We start from the raw sequence: 21,100 nt of genomic DNA on the forward strand, positions 1-21,100 counted from the left end.
TGATTGTTGTGCAGACTGACGAATGCAGGCTGCATACTGACCAAAATGTGGGAGCGAACCTGCTCGCTAAGAGGCTTTGAAATTCAGCCGAGAAGCTCGGTCAAAATCTTAAACCGGCTGACCCCGATCTATCTTGCTACTCAGAATGATCGACGTTGTGGTCTTCTCCACCCCATCGACGCTGCCAATCTGATCCAGCAACTGATCCAACTGCTCCGGCGAATCGGTGCGCAACCACGCCACATAATCAAACTCGCCACTCACCGCACACAGCTGCTGCACCTGCGCCATCGCACTCAAGCGCCGCAGCACATCCTTGCCGGAACGCGGTTGGACCTTGATCCCGACATAGGCTTGCAGCCCCCCATCGACAACACGCTGACCGAGGCGCACGCCGTAACCGGTGATCACCTTGGCCTTTTCCAGCCGGGCCAGACGCGACGTCACCGTCGTGCGAGCAATGCCTAGCTGACGGGCGAGCATGGCCACGCTTTCGCGGGCATTGATTTGCAGCGCGGCGATCAGTTGGCGGTCGATCTCGTCGAGGATGGGGTGGCGGGTGTCTGGCAAGGGGGGCTCCATTAGCGTTGGGTCGAAGAGAGGCTCACTTTACAGGCAAACAACGATAGGCTTCTGCGCCACAGCAAAGTGCTCACGGATGATTTTGCTGAAACAAATGTTCTGACAATTGATTTGACTTGTCTGCCCTGTTTCCCAAGAATGCCACCAAGAGCGCGAAATCTGCTGCCTTGCAGGGCATCAGCAGATGTAGGTACCTCAGCGATGCTGCAACATCGGTGTCAGGTGAGACCTCTTCATCCCATTTCCTGAGGATGCAAATATCAGGATTCAGATGTTACGGGCAGCCAATGGCTGCCCTTTTTTTAGTCGATGAAAATGTACCGCTTATACAAAAGCTCGCCTTTTCGATGCCTGTTCATGGCTCTCGCCGGAGCGTGCATAAAATTCCAAAGAACGTGTCCATCCCTAATGTCCACAACCACGAGCATGTCATTTTTTGCCTCATAAGCATTGATGAATGCCACGCGGTGTCCGCCGTTATCGTAACGGACTTTCCAAATTTCAAAGGGGCCCGTTAAAGTATCGATAGCATGTCGAACATAGCGTTCGCGGGAGTCCGGGCGTTTCTCAACAATATGGGCAAGTTTGTCTCTCGCAACCGCAATGTTTCCAATGGGCGTCAGGATCGTGACGGCCATAACCGACTCATCGATGAAACCGAAGTATTTCAAGAGTATTCCCAAGGCGCCCGCTGCATCGTCAGCCCTTTTGATTTCTGCAATTGCGGCTGATCGAAGTTCTTTCGAGAGTGTTCTCAAGTCGGGTAGGGCAAGATCGATCCAGGTTGCTTGGCCGGCTGCTTCCCTGATTGATGGAGCAGCATTCATGAGCATGGAAACGATCCCGGGCGGCGATGCGTCAGGAGATTAATTGCTCGCAGGAAAGCCTAACAAGGCTGCAAACGTCCTGGAAACGTCGCTTCAGAATGTTCCTACAGATAGCGCAGCTTTCTTCCGAGCGTCGGGATTAGCATGACTGGGAAATCAAAGCCCATAAAAAAAGCCGCGCATTCAGCGCGGCTTTTCAATTTGGTGGGCCCACACGGACTTGAACCGTGGACCAAAGGATTATGAGTCCTCTGCTCTAACCAACTGAGCTATAGGCCCTCAGTAGGCCGCGGATTATAGCGACGGTTTCGCGGCTGTGCTATCCGAAAAATCCGATACGGTTACACGCAGAAACGTCGCGGCGAATTCCTCCGGGGGCAGCGGCAGGCTGACGATGTAGCCCTGGATCTGTTCACAACCTTCCGCGGCGAGGAACTGTTGTTGCGCCTGGGTTTCCACGCCTTCGGCAATTACGGTGAATTGCATGCTGCGGCCGAGTGCGATGATGGCACGCACGATCGCCGCGTCGTGGGGATCGTCAGGCAGTCCGCGGACAAAGGACTGGTCGATCTTGAGGATGTCCAGCGGCAGCCGTTTGAGGTAGCTGAGCGAGGAGTAGCCGGTGCCGAAATCGTCGATCGCCAGTTGCACGCCGAGGTGTTTGAGCTGGTGCAACACCGCCAGCGCCTCTTCGGCCTGACTCATGATGAAATTCTCGGTAATTTCCAGTTGCAGTAAATCCGGCCTGAGGCGGTTGTCCTTGAGCAGTTGTTCGATGCGCACCAAGAGGTTGGGCTGACGCAATTGCGCACCGGCGAGGTTTACCGAAAGCGGACCGAGCGGTTGGTAGATCTCGTTCCACTCGAACATTTGCCGGCAAGCGGTCTCCAGCACCCAATCGCCGATCTGCAGGATCATGCCGTTCTCTTCGGCCAGTGGAATGAAATGCTCGGGCGGCACGTCGCCGAAGGTCGAGTGGCGCCAGCGAATCAGCGCTTCGGCGCCGACAAGGCTGTGGTCGACCAGGCTGATTTTCGGTTGGTAATAGAGAAACAGCTCGTCGCGCTCGATGGCGCGGCGCAGTTCGTGTTCCAGGGCTATGCGCTCGCTGGCCTGGGCGGTGAGATCCCGGGTATAGCTTTCGACGCGGTTGCGTCCTTTGGCTTTGGAGCGGTACATCGCCGCGTCGGCGTTTTTCACCAGCGTGGCCACATCGCAACCGTCGCGGGGATAGAGGCTGGTGCCGATGCTGGCGCTGATAAAGAACTCGTGTTCGCCGGCCTGGAACGGCGCTCCGAAGCAGTTGAGCAGTTTCGTCGCGATGTTGTCGGCGTCGCTGGCTTGCTGCAAACCTGGCAACAGGATGATGAACTCGTCACCACCCAATCGCGCGACCGTGTCGATATCGCGCAGTTGTTCTTTCAAGCGCACGGCAATGCCCTTGAGCAACAGGTCGCCGACCGGGTGGCCGAGGCTGTCGTTGATGTGTTTGAAGCGGTCGAGGTCGAGAAACAGCACGGCACCCTGGCCGCCATTTTCCTGCTGGCTGGTCAGGGCCATTTGCAGGCGGCTTTCGAACAAGGTGCGGTTGGGCAAACCGGTGAGGGGGTCGTGGTGAGCCTGGTAATCGAGCTTGGCCTGGGCATGCTTGAGGCTGGAAATATCGGCGAACACCGCGACGAAGTGAGTGATGAACTTGTCGCGATTGCGCACGGCGCTGATGGTCAGCCAGCTCGGGTACAGCTCGCCGTTCTTGCGCCGGTTGGAAATCTCGCCTTGCCAGTGTCCCTCGTCGGTCAATTGGTGCCACATCGCCGCGTAGAACGCGCTGTCATGCAGCCCGGACGCCAATAGCCGGGGGGTGTGGCCCAGTGCTTCGCTTTCGCTGTAACCGGTGATTTCGGTGAACGCCCGATTGACCGCACTGATGTGTTGTTGGGTATCGGTGATCAGCACGCCCTCGGCAGTGCTCTCGAAAACGGTTGCGGCCTGCTGCAGTTTTTCCTGCATGAGATGGCGTTCGGTGATGTCGCGGGCGATGGTCAGCATGCAGTCTTCGTCACCGATCGGCAGTGGACGACTGGACACTTCGCACAGGCGGATCTGCCCGTCGCTGCGACGGATGTGGCAGGTGAAGTCGCGGACAAAACCGTCGCGGTGCAGCAGGTCGAGCATCTGTTTGCGTTCGTTGAGGTTGACCCAGATGCCCAGATCCAGTGTCGACCGATCCACCGACATGGCACTGTTGAAACCGGTGATGCGGCTAAAGCCTTCGTTGACCTCCAGCAGCAGCCCGTCGCTCTGGCGCGACAGCAGAAGGCCGTCCGGCGACGCATGAAAGGCCTTGGCAAACTTCTCCTCCGATGTTTGCAGTTGCTGTTGGGTTTCCTTGAGTTGGCTGATGTCGCGCACCACCACCACCAGCGCCGGGGTGGTGTCGAGGTCGAATGGCTCGGCGGATATCAGCCCAGTGAACACCTGGCCGTTGTTGCGGCGAAAGGGCATTTCCAGGTTGCGGATGCTGCCGGCCTGCAAGCGCTGCAGCAGGCCCGGTCCAACCCCGGGAATCCCCCAGATATTAAGGTTGGTGGCGGTTTGACCGATCACGTCCTCGGCGCGCAGGCCGATCTGTTCCTCGAAGGCCTCGTTGACCTCCAGCAGGCAGCCGTCGGACAGGCGCGCAATCACCAGAATGTCCGGACATTGCTCGAACACCGAAGCGAACTTCTGCTCCGACAGGCGCAGCGCTTCTTCAGTGCGCTTGATCTCGCTGATATCGATCATCAGGCCGCGCATCACTGGCTCGTGGCCGTGCTCTATCAGGCTGACGATATCGCGCACCCACAGGCAGCGACCGTCGGCGGTGATCACGCGGTAGTCGACGATGTGATCGCGGCCCTGGCGCAGTGCTTCCTTGCAGTAGTTCTGCGTGCGGGTCAGGTCGGCGGGGTGAATGATGTTGTGCCAGAAGCCCGGAATCAGCCAGTGAGATTGTGGATAACCGAGCAAGTCTTCAGCGTGCGGCGAGACATAGCTGTAGGTGAAGTCGCTCATCCGCGCTTCCCAGGCAATCGCCGACAGGCTTTCCACCAGGCCGCGGTAGTGATATTCGCTGCTGCGCAATTCCTGCTCGAGGTCGATGCGCCGGGTGATTTCCGAGCTCAGACGGCGGTTGATGCGGATCACCGCGGCGAGGACTGTTATCAGCAGCAACAGGCCGGGCAGGCCGTACATCAGCAGGTCCGACCAGAACGTGCGGTGGTCAAGCACGTTGCCGACCCAGTGTTCCTGAATGCTGCTGATTTCCGCCGGCGTCATGTCCGCCAGGACTTTGTCGAGAATGCCCACCAGTACCTTGTTGTCCCGGGGCACGGCCATCGCCAGTTGATAGCGATACGGCGTTTCGCCGCTGACATAGAGGCCGTCAAGCTTGAGCTGGCGCAGGCTCCAGACGCTGGAGGCCAGATCGCCGACTACCGCGTCCACTTCGTCAGTCGCCAGGGCTTGCAGCGCTGAACTGACGTTGGGCATGGCTACCAGATTCAGATCGGGATGGTGAGTACGCAGCAGTTCGTGGGGGGCGTAGTTTTCCACCACGGCGATTTTCAGCCCGTACAGGTCGTCGAGTTTGCGCGGCTGGGCGCCGCCGACATGGGCGAGGATGACGATCGGGAAGTCGAGGTACGGCCGGGTGAATGACAGATAACTCTGGCGCTCTGGCGTCGACATGATCCCCGGCAGCAAATCGATCCTGCCCTTCTTCACCTGCTCCAGCACCACCGTCCAGCTCACCGGTTCGATAGGCGTCAGCTTGATGGACAAGCGCTGACGGATCACCTCGATATAGTCGGCAGCCAGTCCCTGATAACGGTTCTGATCGTCACGAAACTCGAAGGGCGGCCACGACGCGTCGACACCCAGGCGCAAGTCGGGGTGAGCCGCCAGCCAGCTGCGTTCTTCATCGGTGAGAGTCAGCGCGTCAGCCGTGGCGGTGCAGATCATCAATGACAGCAGAAACAGCACGGGCGCCAGTCTGGGCATAACGCTCTCGTTAGGGCTGGGGGGTGATTGTTTCGAGTGTAGACGGGGTATGCGGCGGGGAGGGCGGAGCGGGGAATTTAATCTGCCATAAAACAAAACCCCCAGCCTGGGCCGGGGGTTCTGGTATCACTCGTCGAGGAAGGAGCGCAGATGCTCGCTTCGCGTCGGGTGGCGCAGCTTGCGCAGCGCCTTGGCTTCGATCTGACGGATCCGCTCACGCGTTACGTCAAACTGTTTGCCCACTTCTTCAAGCGTATGGTCGGTATTCATGTCGATACCGAAACGCATGCGCAGTACCTTGGCTTCACGGGCAGTGAGGCCGGACAGCACTTCGCGAGTCGCTTCCTTCAGACTTTCCACCGTGGCGACATCGATTGGCGACTGCATGGTCGAGTCTTCGATGAAGTCGCCCAGATGGGAGTCTTCGTCATCACCGATCGGGGTTTCCATGGAGATCGGCTCTTTGGCGATCTTCAGTACCTTGCGGATCTTGTCCTCAGGCATTTCCATGCGTTCGCCGAGCTCTTCCGGGGTCGGTTCGCGACCCATTTCCTGCAGCATCTGCCGGGAAATACGGTTGAGCTTGTTGATCGTCTCGATCATGTGCACCGGAATACGGATAGTGCGGGCCTGGTCGGCGATCGAGCGAGTGATCGCCTGACGGATCCACCAGGTGGCATAAGTCGAGAACTTGTAACCACGACGGTATTCGAACTTGTCCACCGCCTTCATCAGACCGATGTTGCCTTCCTGGATCAGATCGAGGAATTGCAGACCGCGGTTGGTGTACTTCTTGGCGATCGAGATCACCAGACGCAGGTTGGCTTCAACCATCTCTTTCTTCGCGCGGCGGGCCTTGGCCTCACCGATCGACATGCGACGGTTGATGTCCTTGATTTCGGCGATGGTCAGGCCGGTCTCGGTTTCCAGTGCGATCAGCTTCTGCTGGCAACGGATGATGTCCGGCTGCACGCGACCGATGGCTTCGGCATACTTGCTCTTGCCTTTGGCCAGGGCGTCGGACCAGCTTTCGTCGACTTCGTTGCCCGGGAACTGACGCAGGAAATCGGCGCGCGGCATACGTGCATCACGTACGCACAGCTGCATGATCGCGCGCTCTTGCTGACGCAGACGATCCAGGGCACTGCGCACACGCTCGACCAGGGCTTCGAATTGCTTCGGAACCAGTTTGATCGGCATGAACAGCTCGGCCAGGGCCAGCAACTCGGCAACCGCTGCCTTGTTGTGACGACCGTGCTTTTTCAGGGCCTTGCGGGTGATTTCCATCTGGTCGGCCACGGCGCCGAAGCGCTGCGCAGCGATAACCGGGTCCGGACCGCTTTCGGCTTCTTCTTCGTCATCGGAAGATTCGGCTTCATCGTCGTCGGTATCGTCGTCGGCCTTGACGGCTTTCGGGTCGACCGGCGGCGGCACTTCTGCCGCAGGCGGCGCGATGCCGTCGTCCGGGTCGATATAACCGCTCAGGACGTCGGACAGGCGACCACCTTCGGTGGTAACGCGGGTGTACTCGGAGAGAATGTGGTCAACCGTGCCAGGGAAGTGCGCGATTGCGCTCATCACTTCACGAATGCCTTCTTCGATCCGCTTGGCGATTTCGATTTCGCCTTCACGGGTCAGAAGCTCGACCGTACCCATTTCACGCATGTACATGCGCACCGGGTCAGTGGTGCGACCGATATCGGTCTCCACCGCCGCCAACGCAGCGGCTGCTTCTTCCGCAGCGGCCTCGTCGGTATCGGCGTCGGCCAACATAAGGGCGTCCGCATCCGGAGCACTCTCGTGTACGGGGATCCCCATGTCGTTAATCATGCGGATGATGTCTTCCACCTGCTCCGGATCTGAAATATCCTCGGGCAGGTGGTCGTTGACCTCGGCGTAAGTCAGATACTTCTGCTCACGACCCAGTTTGATCAACTCAATAATACGAGACTGCTGTTGCGCTTTTCCGGACATAACACCCTATCCACTGAAGGTCTTGGCGGGCAAAAAACAAGCCGAGGATTATACCTGAGCTATGACCTCACGCGCCAGTTGAGGTCGGGTTTGATGCGGAAACATTGCGACTTAAAAGGTCGCGCAGTTGATTTTTCTCTTCGACGCTCAGTTCGCTTTGCCGCGCTTTCCTGAGTAACTGTTCGAGATTTCGCTCGCGTTGGCGGGCGGACAAGCTAGTAATGGTGTCGAAAAACTGTTGTTCAAGGTTATCTCCGTCAATCAGCCATTCCTTTTCTGCCAGCGCCTTGAGCAAACGACCCTGTTCAGTACCGTGCCACCGCGCGATCAACTGAAATGAGTTTAGCTTGGGATTCTTCTGTACGGCTTCGAGCAGTGCCACAAGCAACTGGGCGTTGGTCTGATTTTCATCGGCAATGTGCCCGGCGTCTTCGACGCGCTTGGCCAGTTGCGGATGATGGAGCAATGTTCTAAGGGCCGTCAGGGTCGGCGATTCGACGCCAATCGGCGTGCGCGGGCGCTGCTGTTCGCGATCGCCACCACGCTTGCCGTTCTTGTCCCATGGTTTCTTGTCCCACTTCTTGCCGCCGGCGCCGGGTTTCTTCGGCGTCCATTCCTGCTGCGGCGCGTACATGTCCTGTGCCTGCGGCTGATGGTAGTCGCTGTAGTCCGGCATGGCGTCGTAATCGAAGCCCGGATCGTAGGCGGGCGGTGCTTCCTGCGGCGCACTCTGAACCAATTGGCTGACGGTCTCGCTGCTCAGGCCGGTAATCTCGGTCAGGCGTTGACGCATGAGGATGCGCAGGTTCGCGCCTGGAACCTTATCGATCAATGGCGCGGCGAGGGTGGCCATGTGCGCCTTGCCCTCAAGTGAACGCGGGTCGGCTTCTTCGGTCAGTTGCTGGAAAAAATAATCGGCCAGCGGCTGCGCGTGCTGATTGATGCGCGCTTTGAAAGCGTCGGTGCCTTCGGCGCGAACCAGGGTGTCCGGGTCTTCGCCTTCGGGCAAAAACAGGAACCGCGCGCGACGACCGTCCTGCAGGCACGGCAGGGTCGCTTCCAGTGCGCGCCACGCGGCGTTGCGGCCCGCCTGGTCGCCGTCGAAGCAGAACAATACGTTCGGGACGACGCGAAACAGACGCTTCAGATGTTCTTCGCTGGTCGCGGTGCCCAGCGTGGCAACGGCATTGCGCAAGCCTTGCTGCGCTAGGGCAATGACGTCCATGTAGCCTTCGACGACAATGATCTCGTCAAGGTTGCGATTGTTCTTGCGCGCTTCATAAAGGCCGTAGAGTTCCTGGCCTTTATGGAATACCGGGGTTTCCGGTGAGTTCAGGTACTTGGGCTTATCGTCGCCCAGTACGCGACCGCCGAAGGCGATGATCCGTCCACGGGTGTCGCGGATCGGGAACATCACGCGATCGCGAAAGCGATCATAGCGTTTGCCGGTTTCGGCGTTCTCGATCAGCAGGCCGGCTTCGATCATGGCTTTTTGTTGCAGGGTGTCGCTGCTCAGATGCTTGAGCAGGTTGTCCCAGCCCGGCGGCGCAAAGCCGAGGCCGAAATCCCGAGCGATCTCGCCGGTCAGGCCGCGCCCCTTGAGGTAATCCACTGCAGCCTTGCGCGACGGATGACTCTTGAGCGCCTGCCGGTAGAAATCGGCGGCGGCGGTGAGCAGCGGATACAGCGGCGAATCGGTCGGCTGACGCGGCTTGCGCTCGCGACCGCTTTCTTCGCGAGGGATTTCCATGCCGGCGGCTTTGGCCAGATCTTCGACGGCCTGGGGGAAGTCCAGGTTGTCGTGATCCATGAGAAAGCCGAGGGCGTTGCCGCCAGCGCCGCAGCCGAAGCAGTAATAGAACTGTTTGTCGGGGCTGACACTGAACGACGGGGTTTTCTCTTTGTGGAACGGGCAACAGGCGGTGTAGTTCTTGCCGGCCTTCTTCAATTGCACGCGCGAGCTGACCACGTCGACGATGTCGGTGCGGTTCAGCAGGTCGTCAATGAAGCTCTGGGGAATCAGCCCGGCCATGGCGTTCTCGTCGTCTGCGCTGCAATAGGTCCGTTGCGACAGGCTGTCGGACGCGGGCCATTGCTGGAAACGCACAAAAAGTGCGGCTCGACCGGTGTCGTCTGCGTGATCGCTGTCGGGAAGTGTATCTGCCGAAAATCCACTGACGTTAGTACCTATCAGTCTTCGACTATGTGAAAGTGTTGCGCTGAATCCGCTGACGGCCGGTTGTCGGCCTCGGATAGCTCAATAAAGCGGGCACGCATGCAGGTGCCTTGGGCTGATCGTCGTAAGAGGAATCAGTGGGTGTGCTCGTCAGTAGCCTTGAAAGGCTCGTCAGAAAAGACGTGCACCGCTGGCAAAAGAGCCAGGCCTGACGCGGTGAAGCAGATTTGTCTCGGTCGCATCGGCGGCGTCGACGGTGAAGCATCAAGCGTTTTACGCAAATGCCATTAGCCCGGCTGAGGGCCGGGCTTAGGCAAGAAGCTTGCTACGAACGTCTGTGTATTAGTACAGACGAACGGCGCGGCGCTGTTCGCGCTGAACTTTCTTGGCGTGACGCTTAACAGCGGCTGCTGCCTTGCGCTTACGCTCAGAAGTTGGCTTCTCGTAAAATTCGCGGCTACGAACTTCAGCCAGTACACCGGCTTTTTCGCAGGAGCGCTTGAAACGACGCAGAGCTACGTCGAAGGGTTCGTTCTCTTTTACTTTGACGGCTGGCATCCAGAGCTACCTTCATTCATTACCGGGGTCAACATCCTCGCGGCAAAAGAGCACTTGAAGACGTCGGTTTTTAAGGGTTGCGGATGTTAACCCCTCATCGCTCGGAATGCAAAGCCTCTGATCGAAAACCGCTGGTCGGGGCATCACGTGGCGACTATTATGCGCGCCTTCGAATTCAGCCTAAACAAGGCGCAAACCCATGCTAGTACTGGGATTAGAAACCTCTTGCGACGAAACCGGCGTCGCATTGTATGACAGCGAACGCGGCCTGTTGGCCGACGCGCTGTTCAGTCAGATCGACCTGCACCGCGTCTACGGCGGTGTGGTGCCGGAGCTGGCTTCGCGTGACCACGTCAAACGCATGCTGCCCTTGATCCGTCAGGTGTTGGCCGAGGCCGACTGCGTGCCGACCGAGATCGATGCAATCGCCTACACCGCAGGTCCTGGTCTGGTTGGCGCGTTGCTGGTCGGTGCTTCCTGCGCGCAGGCGCTGGCGTTTGCCTGGGGCATTCCGGCCCTCGGTGTGCACCACATGGAAGGCCACTTGCTGGCTCCGATGCTGGAGCCAAAACCACCTGAATTCCCGTTCGTCGCTTTGTTGGTCTCTGGCGGTCATACCCAGTTGGTTCAGGTCGACGGCATTGGCCAATACAGCCTGCTCGGCGAGACGCTCGACGATGCGGCCGGCGAAGCTTTCGACAAAACCGCGAAGATGATGGGCCTCAATTACCCTGGCGGACCGGAAATCGCCAAGCTGGCCGAGAAAGGCGTCGCAGGACGTTTCACCTTTCCGCGTCCGATGTGTGACCGTCCGGGGCTGGACTTCAGCTTCAGCGGCCTGAAAACCTTCGCCCTCAACACCTGGCAGCAATGCGTCAGCGCCGGGGACGACGGCGAGCAAGCCCGTTGCGACATCGCGCTGGCGTTCCAGCAAGCTGTGGTGGAGACTTTGACCATCAAGTGCAAGCGCGCCCTGAAACAGGCGGGCATGAAGCGGCTGGTGATTGCCGGCGGCGTCAGCGCCAACAAGGCTTTGCGCGTTTCGCTGGAAAAAATGCTCGGCGATATGAAGGGCGATGTGTTCTACGCGCGCCCGGAGTTCTGCACCGACAATGGCGCGATGATCGCGTTTGCCGGTTGCCAGCGCCTGAAGGCCGGTCAGCAGGAAAGTCTGGCAATCACCGTGCAGGCACGCTGGCCGATGGAGCAGTTGTCGGCACTGTGATGAGCGATGCTCACGAAAGGCATTCAAAAATGCCGTTCGCGCCCGGCAAACAGGTCGCGTAGATTGCCGCGATGACGCCAGACAATCAGCAAGGTCAGCGCGCTCATTGGCAGCAAGGCTTCCGGCTCTTGCCAGGCCAGCAATGGCAGGGTCAGTGGCGTGGCAATCAGCGCCGCCAGCGAGCTGGTGCGGGTCAGGTAGAACGTCAGCAGCCAGGCACATACGGCCAGCAGCGCGGCGGGTGGATACAGGGCGATCAGCATGCCGGCGGCAGTGGCAACGCCTTTGCCGCCGCGAAAGCGGAAGTACAAAGGGAACAGGTGACCGATCACGGCGCATACGCCGATCCAGGCCTGATCCTGCAGCGAAAGGCCAGCGCTGGAGGCGATCACCACCGGCAGCAGGCCTTTGCACAGATCACCGAGCAGGGTCAGGATCGCCAGTTTGCGACCGACCAGGCGCAGCATGTTGGTGGCGCCGGCATTACCCGAGCCACTCATTCGCGGATCCGGGTTTCCGGTCAGGCGGCTGAGCAAAATGGCGAAGGACAGCGAGCCGAGCAGGTAGGCGAGAATCGCCAGTAACCAAAACATGCTAACTATTCCGGGCGAGGACGCCCTGATTCTAACGGCGCATCGCGCCCTTGTCGTGCAGCGGAGAGAAGTGCTTGGACAGAGTGTTTATCGAGGGCCTGGAAGTCGACACCGTGATCGGTGCCTACGACTGGGAGCGCGGCATCCGTCAATGCCTGCGTCTTGATCTGAGCTTCGCCTGGGACAATCGCCCGGCCGCCGCCGGTGACGATCTGACCCTGGCGCTCGATTACGCCAGTGTTTCCACGCGCATCCAGGCGTTTGCCGAGCAGGCGCAGTTCCAACTGGTCGAGACCTTTGCCGAGCGTCTGGTTGAAGTGCTCATGGCCGAATTCAAGATCACCTGGGTGCGGCTGAAACTGACCAAGCCGGGCGCGGTGCCGGCGGCCAAGGGTGGTGTGGGTGTGGAGATCGAGCGCGGATGTCGCTGACTCAGGTCTACCTCGGGCTCGGTAGCAATATCGAGCGCGAAACCCATTTGCGCGCCGGTCTCGATGCGCTGGCCACGTTCCTGGTGGATATCCGATGTTCGGCGGTGTTCGAGAGCCAACCGGTGGGCATCAAGAGCGGGCCGTTCTTCAATTTCGTGGTCTCGGCCTACACCGATCTGCCGTTGATGGAGCTCGATCGCCGCTTGAAATTCATCGAGGCGGACAACGGTCGTTATGCCCCGGATCGCAAGGGTCTGCCGCTGGATATCGACGTGCTGCTGTATGGCGATCTGGTGGGTAACTTTGATGGATTGATTCTGCCGCGTGTGGAAATCCTGAAAAATGCTTTTGTACTGTGGCCGCTTTCGCTGATTGCGCCGCAGCGGGTTCACCCAGGGGTGGGCAAGAGCTTTGCGACGTTGTGGGCCGAGGCGCAGATTGATCAGGTGTTGGCGCCGGTTGCGTTCGAATGGAATGGGCAGCAATTGACTCCGTCGAATCTTTAAAGCAAAAGATCGAAGCCTTCGGCAGCTCCTACAGAGGAATTTGCGTTTTCCTGTAGAAGCTGCCGAAGGCTGCGATCTTTTGATCTTGCTTCAGGCGTTGTCTTTGTAGATTTTCAATGCTTTCAACCGTTCACGCTTCAGCGCTTCGCCCAATTCCGGCCCCTTGAATCCCTGCTCCAGCAAAGGCTGCACCGCCACCGCTCGCGCAGCTTGCGCCGCTCCGCGCAAATAATCCGCCTGTGGATAACTGCGCTGCTCCAGGCCCTTGCGGCCACGGGCGTCCATCTCGCACGCGACGATAAACTCTTCGAAGCGCTGCGGCCGGCGATAGATATCGAAGCTCTGCAATAACTCCAGCAGCGTCGAGGCTTTCAGCTCCAGCGCCCGGTGCCCATGGGTGTGATACTGCCCGACCAGCAGCGCCAGTTCCTGACAGTCCTTGGGGACCTTGAAGCGCTCGTTGACCGCTTTGATCAGCTTCAGCCCCGTGTGCTCATGGGCGATATGCCGGGGCCATTCTTCTTCCGGCGTCAGACCTTTGCCCAAGTCGTGCAGCAGGCAGGCCCAGCGCACCGTCAGCGGCTGCTTGTGCAGGGCCGATTGCTCCAGCACGCTCAAAGTGTGCAGGCCCGTGTCGATTTCCGGGTGATGAGTTTCCGGCTGCGGCACGCCGAACAAGGCGTCAACTTCCGGCATCAGTACTTTCAGCGCGCCACAGTCGCGCAATACCTGGATGAACACCTGTGGGTGATCTTCCATCAAGGCGCGGGAAATTTCCTTCCAGCTGCGCTCGGCAGTCAGCGCTTGCAGTTCGCCGGACTCACTGAGCTGCCGCATCAGGTCCATGGTTTCATCGGCGACCGTGAAGCCCAGCCCGGCATAGCGCGCGGCGAAACGGGCAACGCGCAGCACACGCAGTGGATCTTCGGCGAACGCCGGGGAAACATGGCGAAGGATTCGTGCTTCGAGGTCGCGTTGACCATGATACGGATCGGTCAGGTTGAGTTGATCGTCCTCGGCCATGGCATTGATCGTCAGGTCGCGGCGAATCAGGTCTTCTTCCAGCGTGACTTCCGGACTTGCATAGAAGGTGAAGCCACCGTAACCGCGACCGCTCTTGCGCTCGGTGCGGGCGAGGGCATACTCCTCGCCGGTTTTGGGGTGCAGAAACACGGGAAAATCTGCGCCGACCGGGCGAAACCCCTGGGCGAGCATTTCCTCCGTGGTAGCGCCCACCACGACCCGGTCGACATCTGTGACCGGCAACCCTAACAGGCGATCACGTACCGCGCCGCCAACCTTGTAAACCTGCATAAAAAACCTCCGTCAGTCCGACAGGATAACCCTTGCGTCAGACTTTCGGAGGCCGGAACCGGATCAAAGATGAATCACGGCCAGATCGAGCCGGCCGTAATCGCCCTCGCTGTGCTCACTGCGTGGCGGCACGTGATGGGTTTTCATGATCTGGTCGCCCTGCAGGGTTTCCAGATGAATGTCGAAGCCCCACAGCCTATGCAGATGCTTGAGCACTTCCTCGGTGGAGTCGCCCAACGGTTTGCGGTCGTGCTGCTGATGACGCAGGGTCAGCGAGCGATCGCCGCGCCGGTCAATGCTGTAGATCTGCACGTTCGGCTCACGATTGCCGAGGTTGTACTGCGCAGCCAGGGTTTCGCGGATGATTCGGTAGCCGCCCTCGTCATGAATGGCTGGCACCAGCAGGTCGTCCTTCTGGTCGTCATCGAGGATGCTGAACAGTTTCAGATCGCGGATGACCTTCGGCGACAGGTACTGCAGGATGAAGCTCTCGTCCTTGAAACTGCTCATGGCGAACTTGATGGTCGACAGCCAGTCGGAACCGGCGATGTCCGGGAACCAGCGACGGTCTTCTTCGGTGGGCTCTTCGCACATGCGCCGGATGTCGCGGTACATGGCGAAACCCAGCGCGTAGGGATTGATGCCGCTGTAGTACGGGCTGTCAAAGCCAGGCTGAAACACCACGCTGGTGTGCGAGGTAAGGAATTCCATCATGAAGCCGTCAGTGACCAGACCCTCGTCATACAGATCGTTCATCAGCGTGTAATGCCAGAACGTCGCCCAGCCTTCGTTCATCACCTGGGTCTGGCGCTGCGGATAGAAATACTGGGCGATCTTGCGCACGATTCGCACGATCTCGCGCTGCCAGGGTTCGAGCAACGGTGCGTGTTTTTCAATGAAATAAAGAATGTTTTCCTGCGGCTCGGCCGGGAAGCGGGCGTTGTCCTTGTCGCTGTATTTGTCAGCGCCCTTGGGGATGGTGCGCCACAGATCATTAATCTGTTTCTGCATGTGCTCTTCACGATCCTTCTGCCGCCGGCGCTCTTCTTCGGCGGAAATCGGATACGGGCGCTTGTAGCGGTCGACACCGTAATTCATCAGGGCGTGGCAGGAATCGAGCAGATCTTCCACTGCATCAATGCCGTGGCGCTCTTCGCACTGCATGATGTACTGCTTGGCAAACACCAGGTAATCGATGATCGAACTGGCGTCAGTCCAGGTGCGGAACAGGTAGTTGCCCTTGAAGAAGCTGTTGTGGCCATAGCAGGCATGAGCCACCACCAGAGCCTGCATGCAGATGGTGTTTTCTTCCATCAGATAGGCGATGCACGGATCCGAGTTGATCACGATCTCGTAGGCCAGGCCCATCTGACCACGACTATAGGATTTCTCGGTGCTGAGGAAGTGTTTGCCGTAGGACCAGTGGTGGTAACCCAGCGGCATGCCCACCGAGGCATAGGCGTCCATCATCTGCTCGGCGGTGATCACTTCGATCTGGTTGGGATAGGTATCCAGCGCATAGCGGGCCGCAATCCGGGCGATTTCGCGGTCGTAGGTCTGGATCAGCTCGAATGTCCATTCAGAGCCGGTGGAAATCGGCTGGCGTTTCTGCTCTTTGGCGGTCATGTCACTAACCTGCGCTGGAAGAGTTCACGGAAGACCGGATAGATATCTCCGGCCGAGACCAGTTGCTGCTGGGCAAATGTGTCAGAGAAGGCTTCGGCGATGCGTTCGTACTCGTACCACAAGGCCTGGTGTTCGCGCGGGGTAATCTCCACATAAGTGTAGTACTGCACAAACGGCATGATCTGGTTGATAAGGATGTCGCGGCAGATCGGCGAATCGTCGTTCCAGTTGTCGCCGTCAGAGGCTTGAGCGGCGTAGATGTTCCACTCGTTACTCGGATAGCGCTCGGCCATGATTTCCTGCATCAGCTTCAGAGCGCTGGAAACAATGGTGCCGCCGGTCTCACGAGAATAGAAAAACTCCTCTTCGTCCACTTCCCGGGCGCTGGTGTGGTGACGGATGAACACCACGTCGATCTTGTCGTAGTTACGCTTGAGGAACAGGTACAGCAGGATGAAAAAGCGCTTGGCGATGTCCTTGGTCGCCTGCGTCATCGAGCCGGAAACGTCCATGAGGCAGAACATCACCGCTTTGGAGCTGGGGTTCGGTTGCTTGACCAGCAGGTTGTATTTCAAGTCGAAGGTGTCGAGGAACGGCACGCGATGGATACGTGCGCTGAGTTTCTCTATTTCAGCTTCGAGTTCCTGGATATCGCCGAAGTTGTCCGGTTCTTCGCGTTTGAGCCGCGCCAGCTCTTCCTTGGCCTCGCGCAGTTTCGCGCGACTGCTGCCGGACAAGGCAATACGACGCGCATGTGCTGAGCGCAGGGTGCGGATGATATTGATGCGTGAGGGGTTACCTTCGTTGCTTATCCCCGCGCGTACGGTTTTGAACGTGTCGGTGCCGGTCAGGTTGCGTTTGACCAGGTTCGGCAGCTCCAGATCTTCGAACATGAATTCGAGGAACTCTTCCTGAGTGATCTGGAAGACGAACTCGTCCATGCCTTCGCCAGAATTACCGGCCTTGCCCGGACCTCGGCCACCGCCGCCTCCCGGTGGGCGGGCAATATGTTCACCGGCCGTGAACTCTTTGTTACCGGGATGCACCACAGTCTGTTTGCCGCCGCGTCCGTGATGAAGCACCGGTTCGTCGATGTCGCGACCGGGAATGCTGATCTGTTCACCATGCTCCATATCGGTGATGGAGCGCCGGCTGACTGCCTCTTCGACAGCCTTCTTGATGTGGTCACGGTAACGTCGCAGAAAACGCTGACGGTTCACCGTGCTCTTGTTCTTGCCATTGAGGCGTCGGTCGATCACATAGCTCATAAGGCCCCTCCGGGGAGCTTCAAGTTTTGAGCTGCAAGCTGCAAGTTGAAGCGATTGGGCCAGGATTCAGCCTCTGAGCGCTCTTTCTTGCAGCTTGTGGCTTATAGCTTGCAGCTGCCTCACTGCGACTTGCGGACCCGCAGGTACCATTCGGACAGCAGGCGTACCTGTTTATCGGTGTAGCCACGTTCAACCATTCGCGTAACGAAGTCGTTGTGTTTCTGCTGATCCTCCTTGCTGGCCTTGGCGTTGAAACTGATGACGGGCAGCAGGTCTTCGGTGTTGGAGAACATTTTCTTCTCGATGACCACCCGCAGTTTTTCGTAGCTGAGCCAGGTCGGGTTCTTGCCGTTGTTGTTGGCCCGGGCGCGCAGGACGAAGTTGACGATTTCGTTACGGAAATCCTTCGGATTGCTGATGCCGGCCGGTTTCTCGATTTTTTCCAGTTCTTCGTTCAGCGCCACGCGGTTGAGGATCTCGCCGGTTTCCGGATCGCGATACTCCTGATCCTGGATCCAGAAATCCGCGTACAGCACGTAGCGGTCGAAGATGTTCTGACCGTATTCGCTGTAGGATTCCAGATAAGCAGTCTGGATTTCCTTGCCGATGAACTCGATGTAGCGCGGCGCCAGGTATTCCTTCAGATAGCGCAGGTAGCGCTCGCGGGTTTCGGCCTGGAACTGTTCCTGTTCGATCTGCTGTTCCAGCACATAGAGCAGGTGCACCGGGTTGGCGGCGATTTCGTGCGGGTCGAAGTTGAACACTTTGGAGAGGATCTTGAAGGCGAAGCGGGTCGACAGGCCATTCATGCCTTCGTCGACACCGGCCGAGTCACGGTACTCCTGAATCGATTTGGCTTTCGGATCGGTGTCCTTGAGGTTTTCACCGTCGTACACGCGCATTTTCGAATAGATGTTGGAGTTTTCCGGCTCCTTGAGGCGCGACAGCACGGTGAACTGCGCGAGCATCTTCAATGTGTCCGGTGCGCAGTGCGCCTTGGACAGAGAACTGTTGAAAAGCAGTTTGTCGTAGATCTTCACTTCGTCGCTGACGCGCAGGCAGTACGGCACTTTGACGATGTAGATCCGGTCGATGAACGCCTCGTTGTTCTTGTTGTTGCGGAAGGTATGCCACTCCGATTCGTTGGAGTGAGCCAGCAGGATGCCGGTGAACGGAATCGCGCCGAGGCCTTCGGTACTGTTGTAGTTACCTTCCTGCGTAGCGGTCAGCAAAGGGTGCAGCACCTTGATCGGCGCCTTGAACATTTCGACGAATTCCATCAGGCCCTGGTTGGCCCGGCACAGCGCACCGGAGTAGCTGTAGGCGTCGGCGTCGTTCTGCGGGAATTCTTCAAGCTTGCGGATATCGACCTTGCCGACCAGCGCCGAGATGTCCTGGTTGTTCTCATCACCGGGTTCGGTCTTTGCCACGGCGATCTGATTGAGGATCGACGGGTACAGCTTGACCACGCGGAACTGGCTGATGTCGCCGCCGAATTCGGCCAGGCGCTTGGTCGCCCAGGGCGACATGATGGTGTTCAGGTAGCGCCGTGGAATGCCGAAATCTTCCTCGAGGATTGCGCCATCTTCGGTGGCGTTGAACAAACCCAGGGGCGATTCGAAAACCGGTGAGCCCTTGATGGCGTAGAAGGGCACCTTCTCCATCAATTGTTTCAGCTTCTCGGCTAGGGACGATTTACCGCCACCGACGGGGCCGAGCAGGTAGAGGATCTGTTTCTTCTCTTCCAGGCCCTGGGCCGCGTGGCGGAAATACGAGACGATCTGGTCGATGCATTCTTCCATCCCGTGGAAGTCTTCAAAGGCCGGATAGCGGCGGATCACCTTATTGGAAAAAATGCGCGACAGCCTCGAGTTGGTCGAAGTGTCGAGCAGTTCCGGTTCGCCGATAGCCATCAATAGACGCTCGGCGGCGGAAACGTAGGCGCTCCGGTCTTTCTTGCACAGCTCCAGGTACTCTTGCAGCGAGAGTTCTTCCTGGCGTGTGGACTCGAAGCGTTGTTGGAAGTGGCTAAAGATACTCATGACGTCACCTCGCTCGATACGTGGAGCCGACGCCGGATCACTCAGTCGATGCTGGCAGCAGTCGCTGTGGCAGCTGCTGTTTACCCCCCAGAATTCTTCCACGGTCGACAAACCGCGAAAGCTACTCCCGATGACCCGCGCGCCGGTGTACCGGCTCTCCCCTGTTTTGGATGGCCTGCGCTTAAGGATAGTTGGGAATTCGAGAGGTAAAGGCGAGATACGTAATTAGTTGTGGCAGACCGTTCGTCTGCCGCGCGCAGGCCCACGGCAGCCGGGGCCTGCGCCGCGCAAAAAAATTATTCGGCGGTGCCTTGCGCGGTTTCCGACGGATAAGTCGTACGCCACAGCTCAAAGCCGCCGTCCATGCTGTAAACGTCGGAGAAGCCCTGGCTGACCAGATAGGCGGCTGCGCCCTGGCTGGAATTGCCGTGGTAGCAGACCACCACGGTCGGTGCATCAAGGTCGGCACCTTGAATGAAAGCGTGCAGCGAATGGTTGTCGAGATGCTTCGAGCCGCTGATATGCAGCGCGGCGAAGGTCGCTGGATCGCGTACGTCGACTACGACTGCGCCCTGTTCACGCAGGGCCTGCGCCTGTTCTGGGGGGATTCGTTTGAATTCGCTCATGGCGGGTTCCTGTAGCTCAACTGAAAGTGCAGTCTAACGCGGTGCGCCGACTGGCGAAGATTCGGGGATAAGTGGCGCGACCGTGTGTGCAAGCCCGCCGTGTTCATCACATTTGCATGACAGACGTTCGCCGCTGTCGACGTTCATCAGTGTCAGGCTGCCGCCCCATACGCAGCCGGTGTCCAGCGCTGAAATGCCCGGCTCGTGGATGTTGCCTTCAAGCGCTGCCCAGTGGCCAAAAATGATGCGCAGGCCTTTGGTCTTGCGTTCTTTGTGCTGAAACCACGGTTTGTAGCCGGGCGGGGCGCTGTCGAGGCCTTCCTTGCTCTTGAGGTCAAGCTTGCCCTCGGCGGTGCAAAAGCGCATGCGCGTGAAGTAATTGGTGATCACCCGCAGGCGATCAATGCCTTTGAGGTCGTTGTCCCATTTTGTCGGCTCGTTGCCGTACATGCCGTCAAGGTAGGCCGGGAAGACGTTGTCGTCGCGCAGTGCGGTCTCGACTTCGGCGGCGCACTTAAGGGCACGGCGCAGCGACCATTGCGGCGGGATGCCGGCGTGGACCATGGCGACATCACGGATTTCGTCGTAGTGCATCAGCTTCTGCTGGCGCAGCCATTCCATCAGTTGCGGGCCATCGGGCGCCTCGATGATTTCGCGCAAGGTGTCGCTTTTCTTCAAACGCTCGATCTTTTTCGCGGCGGCCAGCAGATGCAAATCGTGATTGCCGAGGACACAGACCAGCGACTCGCGCATCTCATGGAGAAAACGCAGGGTTTCCAGCGACTGCGGGCCACGGTTCACCAGATCGCCAACCAGCCATAGCCGATCCAGCGCCGGGTCAAAGGCAACTTGCTTGAGCAGGCACTTGAGCGGCTCGAGGCAGCCTTGCAAGTCGCCGACGGCGTACGTCGTCATCAGTGCAGGGCTCCGGGTACAGCGAGGCGAAACGGTTTGATGACTGCATCGAAATGTTTACCGTCATCAGCGAGCATCTGATAGGTGCCCTGCATGGTGCCGACCTTGGTGGTCATCACCGTGCCGCTGGTATACGTGTGGCTCTTGCCTGCATCGATCAACGGTTGCTGGCCAACGACGCCTTCACCGCGTACTTCTTCGACATGGCCGTCACCATCGGTAATTACCCAGTTCCGGGCCAGAAGCTTGGCGGCAAGCTCGCCGTTGTTCTGCACGGTGATGGTGTAGGCGAAGGCGAAACGGTCGTGTTCGGGTTGCGATTGGTCTGCCAGATAGTGAGTGACGACGCTGACATCGACCTGATAACGGGAATCGGACATGCAAGAGGGCCTTAAC

General features: G+C 58.7%; 17 protein-coding genes and 1 tRNA gene. 3 read left to right on the forward strand and 15 right to left on the reverse strand.

The annotated features are described in order from the left end of the window. Positions 1 to 108: 108 nt before the first annotated feature. The 7 genes from ACMYUN_RS17390 to rpsU all read right to left on the reverse strand — a co-directional run bounded on the left by ACMYUN_RS17390 (position 109) and on the right by rpsU (position 10,158). The gene (locus ACMYUN_RS17390) at positions 109 to 570 is read right to left on the reverse strand and encodes an Lrp/AsnC family transcriptional regulator (RefSeq protein WP_039757699.1); all 462 of its coding nucleotides are present in this window, start codon (positions 568 to 570) and stop codon (positions 109 to 111) included. A 314-nt stretch (positions 571 to 884) separates the two neighbouring features. Continuing rightward, entirely contained in the window at positions 885 to 1,415 is a 531-nt protein-coding gene (locus ACMYUN_RS17395; RefSeq protein WP_415761245.1) for a PBECR2 nuclease fold domain-containing protein, read from the reverse strand. Positions 1,416 to 1,611: 196 nt separating this feature from the next. Further along, positions 1,612 to 1,688 (reverse strand) — tRNA-Ile (locus ACMYUN_RS17400). 15 nt (positions 1,689 to 1,703) lie between these two features. Further along, on the reverse strand, positions 1,704 to 5,450 hold the full coding sequence (locus tag ACMYUN_RS17405) for a bifunctional diguanylate cyclase/phosphodiesterase (protein ID WP_415761247.1): 3,747 nt from the start codon (positions 5,448 to 5,450) through the stop codon (positions 1,704 to 1,706). 126 nt (positions 5,451 to 5,576) lie between these two features. Next, a complete protein-coding gene (gene rpoD, locus ACMYUN_RS17410) occupies positions 5,577 to 7,424 on the reverse strand; it encodes an RNA polymerase sigma factor RpoD (RefSeq protein ID WP_039757703.1) in 1,848 nt (615 codons plus the stop codon). 67 nt (positions 7,425 to 7,491) lie between these two features. Beyond that, positions 7,492 to 9,456 carry a DNA primase gene (gene dnaG / locus ACMYUN_RS17415; RefSeq protein ID WP_076564352.1) on the reverse strand — a complete coding sequence of 655 codons (1,965 nt, stop codon included), beginning with the start codon at positions 9,454 to 9,456 and terminating at the stop codon, positions 7,492 to 7,494. A 486-nt stretch (positions 9,457 to 9,942) separates the two neighbouring features. Continuing rightward, positions 9,943 to 10,158 (reverse strand): 30S ribosomal protein S21, encoded by a 216-nt coding sequence (gene rpsU, locus ACMYUN_RS17420; protein WP_002551877.1) that lies wholly within the window; start codon positions 10,156 to 10,158, stop codon positions 9,943 to 9,945. A 199-nt stretch (positions 10,159 to 10,357) separates the two neighbouring features. Between rpsU and tsaD the strand changes: the two genes are divergently transcribed. Further along, positions 10,358 to 11,383, forward strand: coding sequence for a tRNA (adenosine(37)-N6)-threonylcarbamoyltransferase complex transferase subunit TsaD (tsaD, locus tag ACMYUN_RS17425; protein ID WP_039757706.1), 1,026 nt, complete (start codon positions 10,358 to 10,360; stop codon positions 11,381 to 11,383). Positions 11,384 to 11,406: 23 nt separating this feature from the next. Here tsaD and plsY read toward each other — a convergent pair whose 3' ends face one another. After that, positions 11,407 to 11,976, reverse strand: coding sequence for a glycerol-3-phosphate 1-O-acyltransferase PlsY (plsY, locus tag ACMYUN_RS17430; protein WP_415761248.1), 570 nt, complete (start codon positions 11,974 to 11,976; stop codon positions 11,407 to 11,409). Between the two features lie 74 nt (positions 11,977 to 12,050). Here plsY and folB point away from each other — a divergent pair, with 74 nt between their 5' ends. Next, positions 12,051 to 12,407 (forward strand): dihydroneopterin aldolase, encoded by a 357-nt coding sequence (gene folB, locus ACMYUN_RS17435; protein WP_016772885.1) that lies wholly within the window; start codon positions 12,051 to 12,053, stop codon positions 12,405 to 12,407. After that, positions 12,398 to 12,913: a 2-amino-4-hydroxy-6-hydroxymethyldihydropteridine diphosphokinase gene (gene folK, locus ACMYUN_RS17440; RefSeq protein ID WP_415761249.1), complete on the forward strand. Its 516-nt coding sequence runs from the start codon at positions 12,398 to 12,400 to the stop codon at positions 12,911 to 12,913. Before folB ends, folK begins: the two co-directional genes overlap by 10 nt. Positions 12,914 to 13,003: 90 nt before the next feature. On the opposite strand, the gene ACMYUN_RS17445 is transcribed toward folK, so the two are convergent. The 7 genes from ACMYUN_RS17445 to apaG form a co-directional block, all read right to left on the reverse strand. Then, on the reverse strand, positions 13,004 to 14,227 hold the full coding sequence (locus ACMYUN_RS17445) for a multifunctional CCA addition/repair protein (protein WP_415761250.1): 1,224 nt from the start codon (positions 14,225 to 14,227) through the stop codon (positions 13,004 to 13,006). A gap of 63 nt (positions 14,228 to 14,290) precedes the next feature. Continuing rightward, positions 14,291 to 15,853, reverse strand: a complete 1,563-nt coding sequence (locus ACMYUN_RS17450) for a SpoVR family protein (RefSeq protein WP_024014545.1) — start codon at positions 15,851 to 15,853, stop codon at positions 14,291 to 14,293. Beyond that, a complete protein-coding gene (locus ACMYUN_RS17455) occupies positions 15,850 to 17,121 on the reverse strand; it encodes a YeaH/YhbH family protein (RefSeq protein ID WP_039757709.1) in 1,272 nt (423 codons plus the stop codon). The genes ACMYUN_RS17450 and ACMYUN_RS17455 overlap by 4 nt, the downstream gene beginning before the upstream one ends. A 119-nt stretch (positions 17,122 to 17,240) precedes the next feature. Beyond that, positions 17,241 to 19,163 (reverse strand): PrkA family serine protein kinase, encoded by a 1,923-nt coding sequence (locus tag ACMYUN_RS17460; protein WP_039757710.1) that lies wholly within the window; start codon positions 19,161 to 19,163, stop codon positions 17,241 to 17,243. Between the two features lie 296 nt (positions 19,164 to 19,459). Continuing rightward, positions 19,460 to 19,789 carry a thiosulfate sulfurtransferase GlpE gene (gene glpE / locus ACMYUN_RS17465; protein WP_016772893.1) on the reverse strand — a complete coding sequence of 110 codons (330 nt, stop codon included), beginning with the start codon at positions 19,787 to 19,789 and terminating at the stop codon, positions 19,460 to 19,462. A gap of 33 nt (positions 19,790 to 19,822) precedes the next feature. Further along, complete coding sequence (locus ACMYUN_RS17470) at positions 19,823 to 20,704, reverse strand: symmetrical bis(5'-nucleosyl)-tetraphosphatase (RefSeq protein ID WP_415761251.1); 882 nt, start codon at positions 20,702 to 20,704, stop codon at positions 19,823 to 19,825. Continuing rightward, on the reverse strand, positions 20,704 to 21,084 hold the full coding sequence (gene apaG, locus ACMYUN_RS17475; RefSeq protein ID WP_415761252.1) for a Co2+/Mg2+ efflux protein ApaG: 381 nt from the start codon (positions 21,082 to 21,084) through the stop codon (positions 20,704 to 20,706). The genes ACMYUN_RS17470 and apaG overlap by 1 nt, the downstream gene beginning before the upstream one ends. Positions 21,085 to 21,100: the final 16 nt, after the last annotated feature.

Origin of the sequence: Pseudomonas sp. CP4 (genome assembly GCF_047758505.1) — a bacterium.
In the GTDB taxonomy this organism is placed as follows: domain Bacteria; phylum Pseudomonadota; class Gammaproteobacteria; order Pseudomonadales; family Pseudomonadaceae; genus Aquipseudomonas; species Aquipseudomonas fluorescens_AO.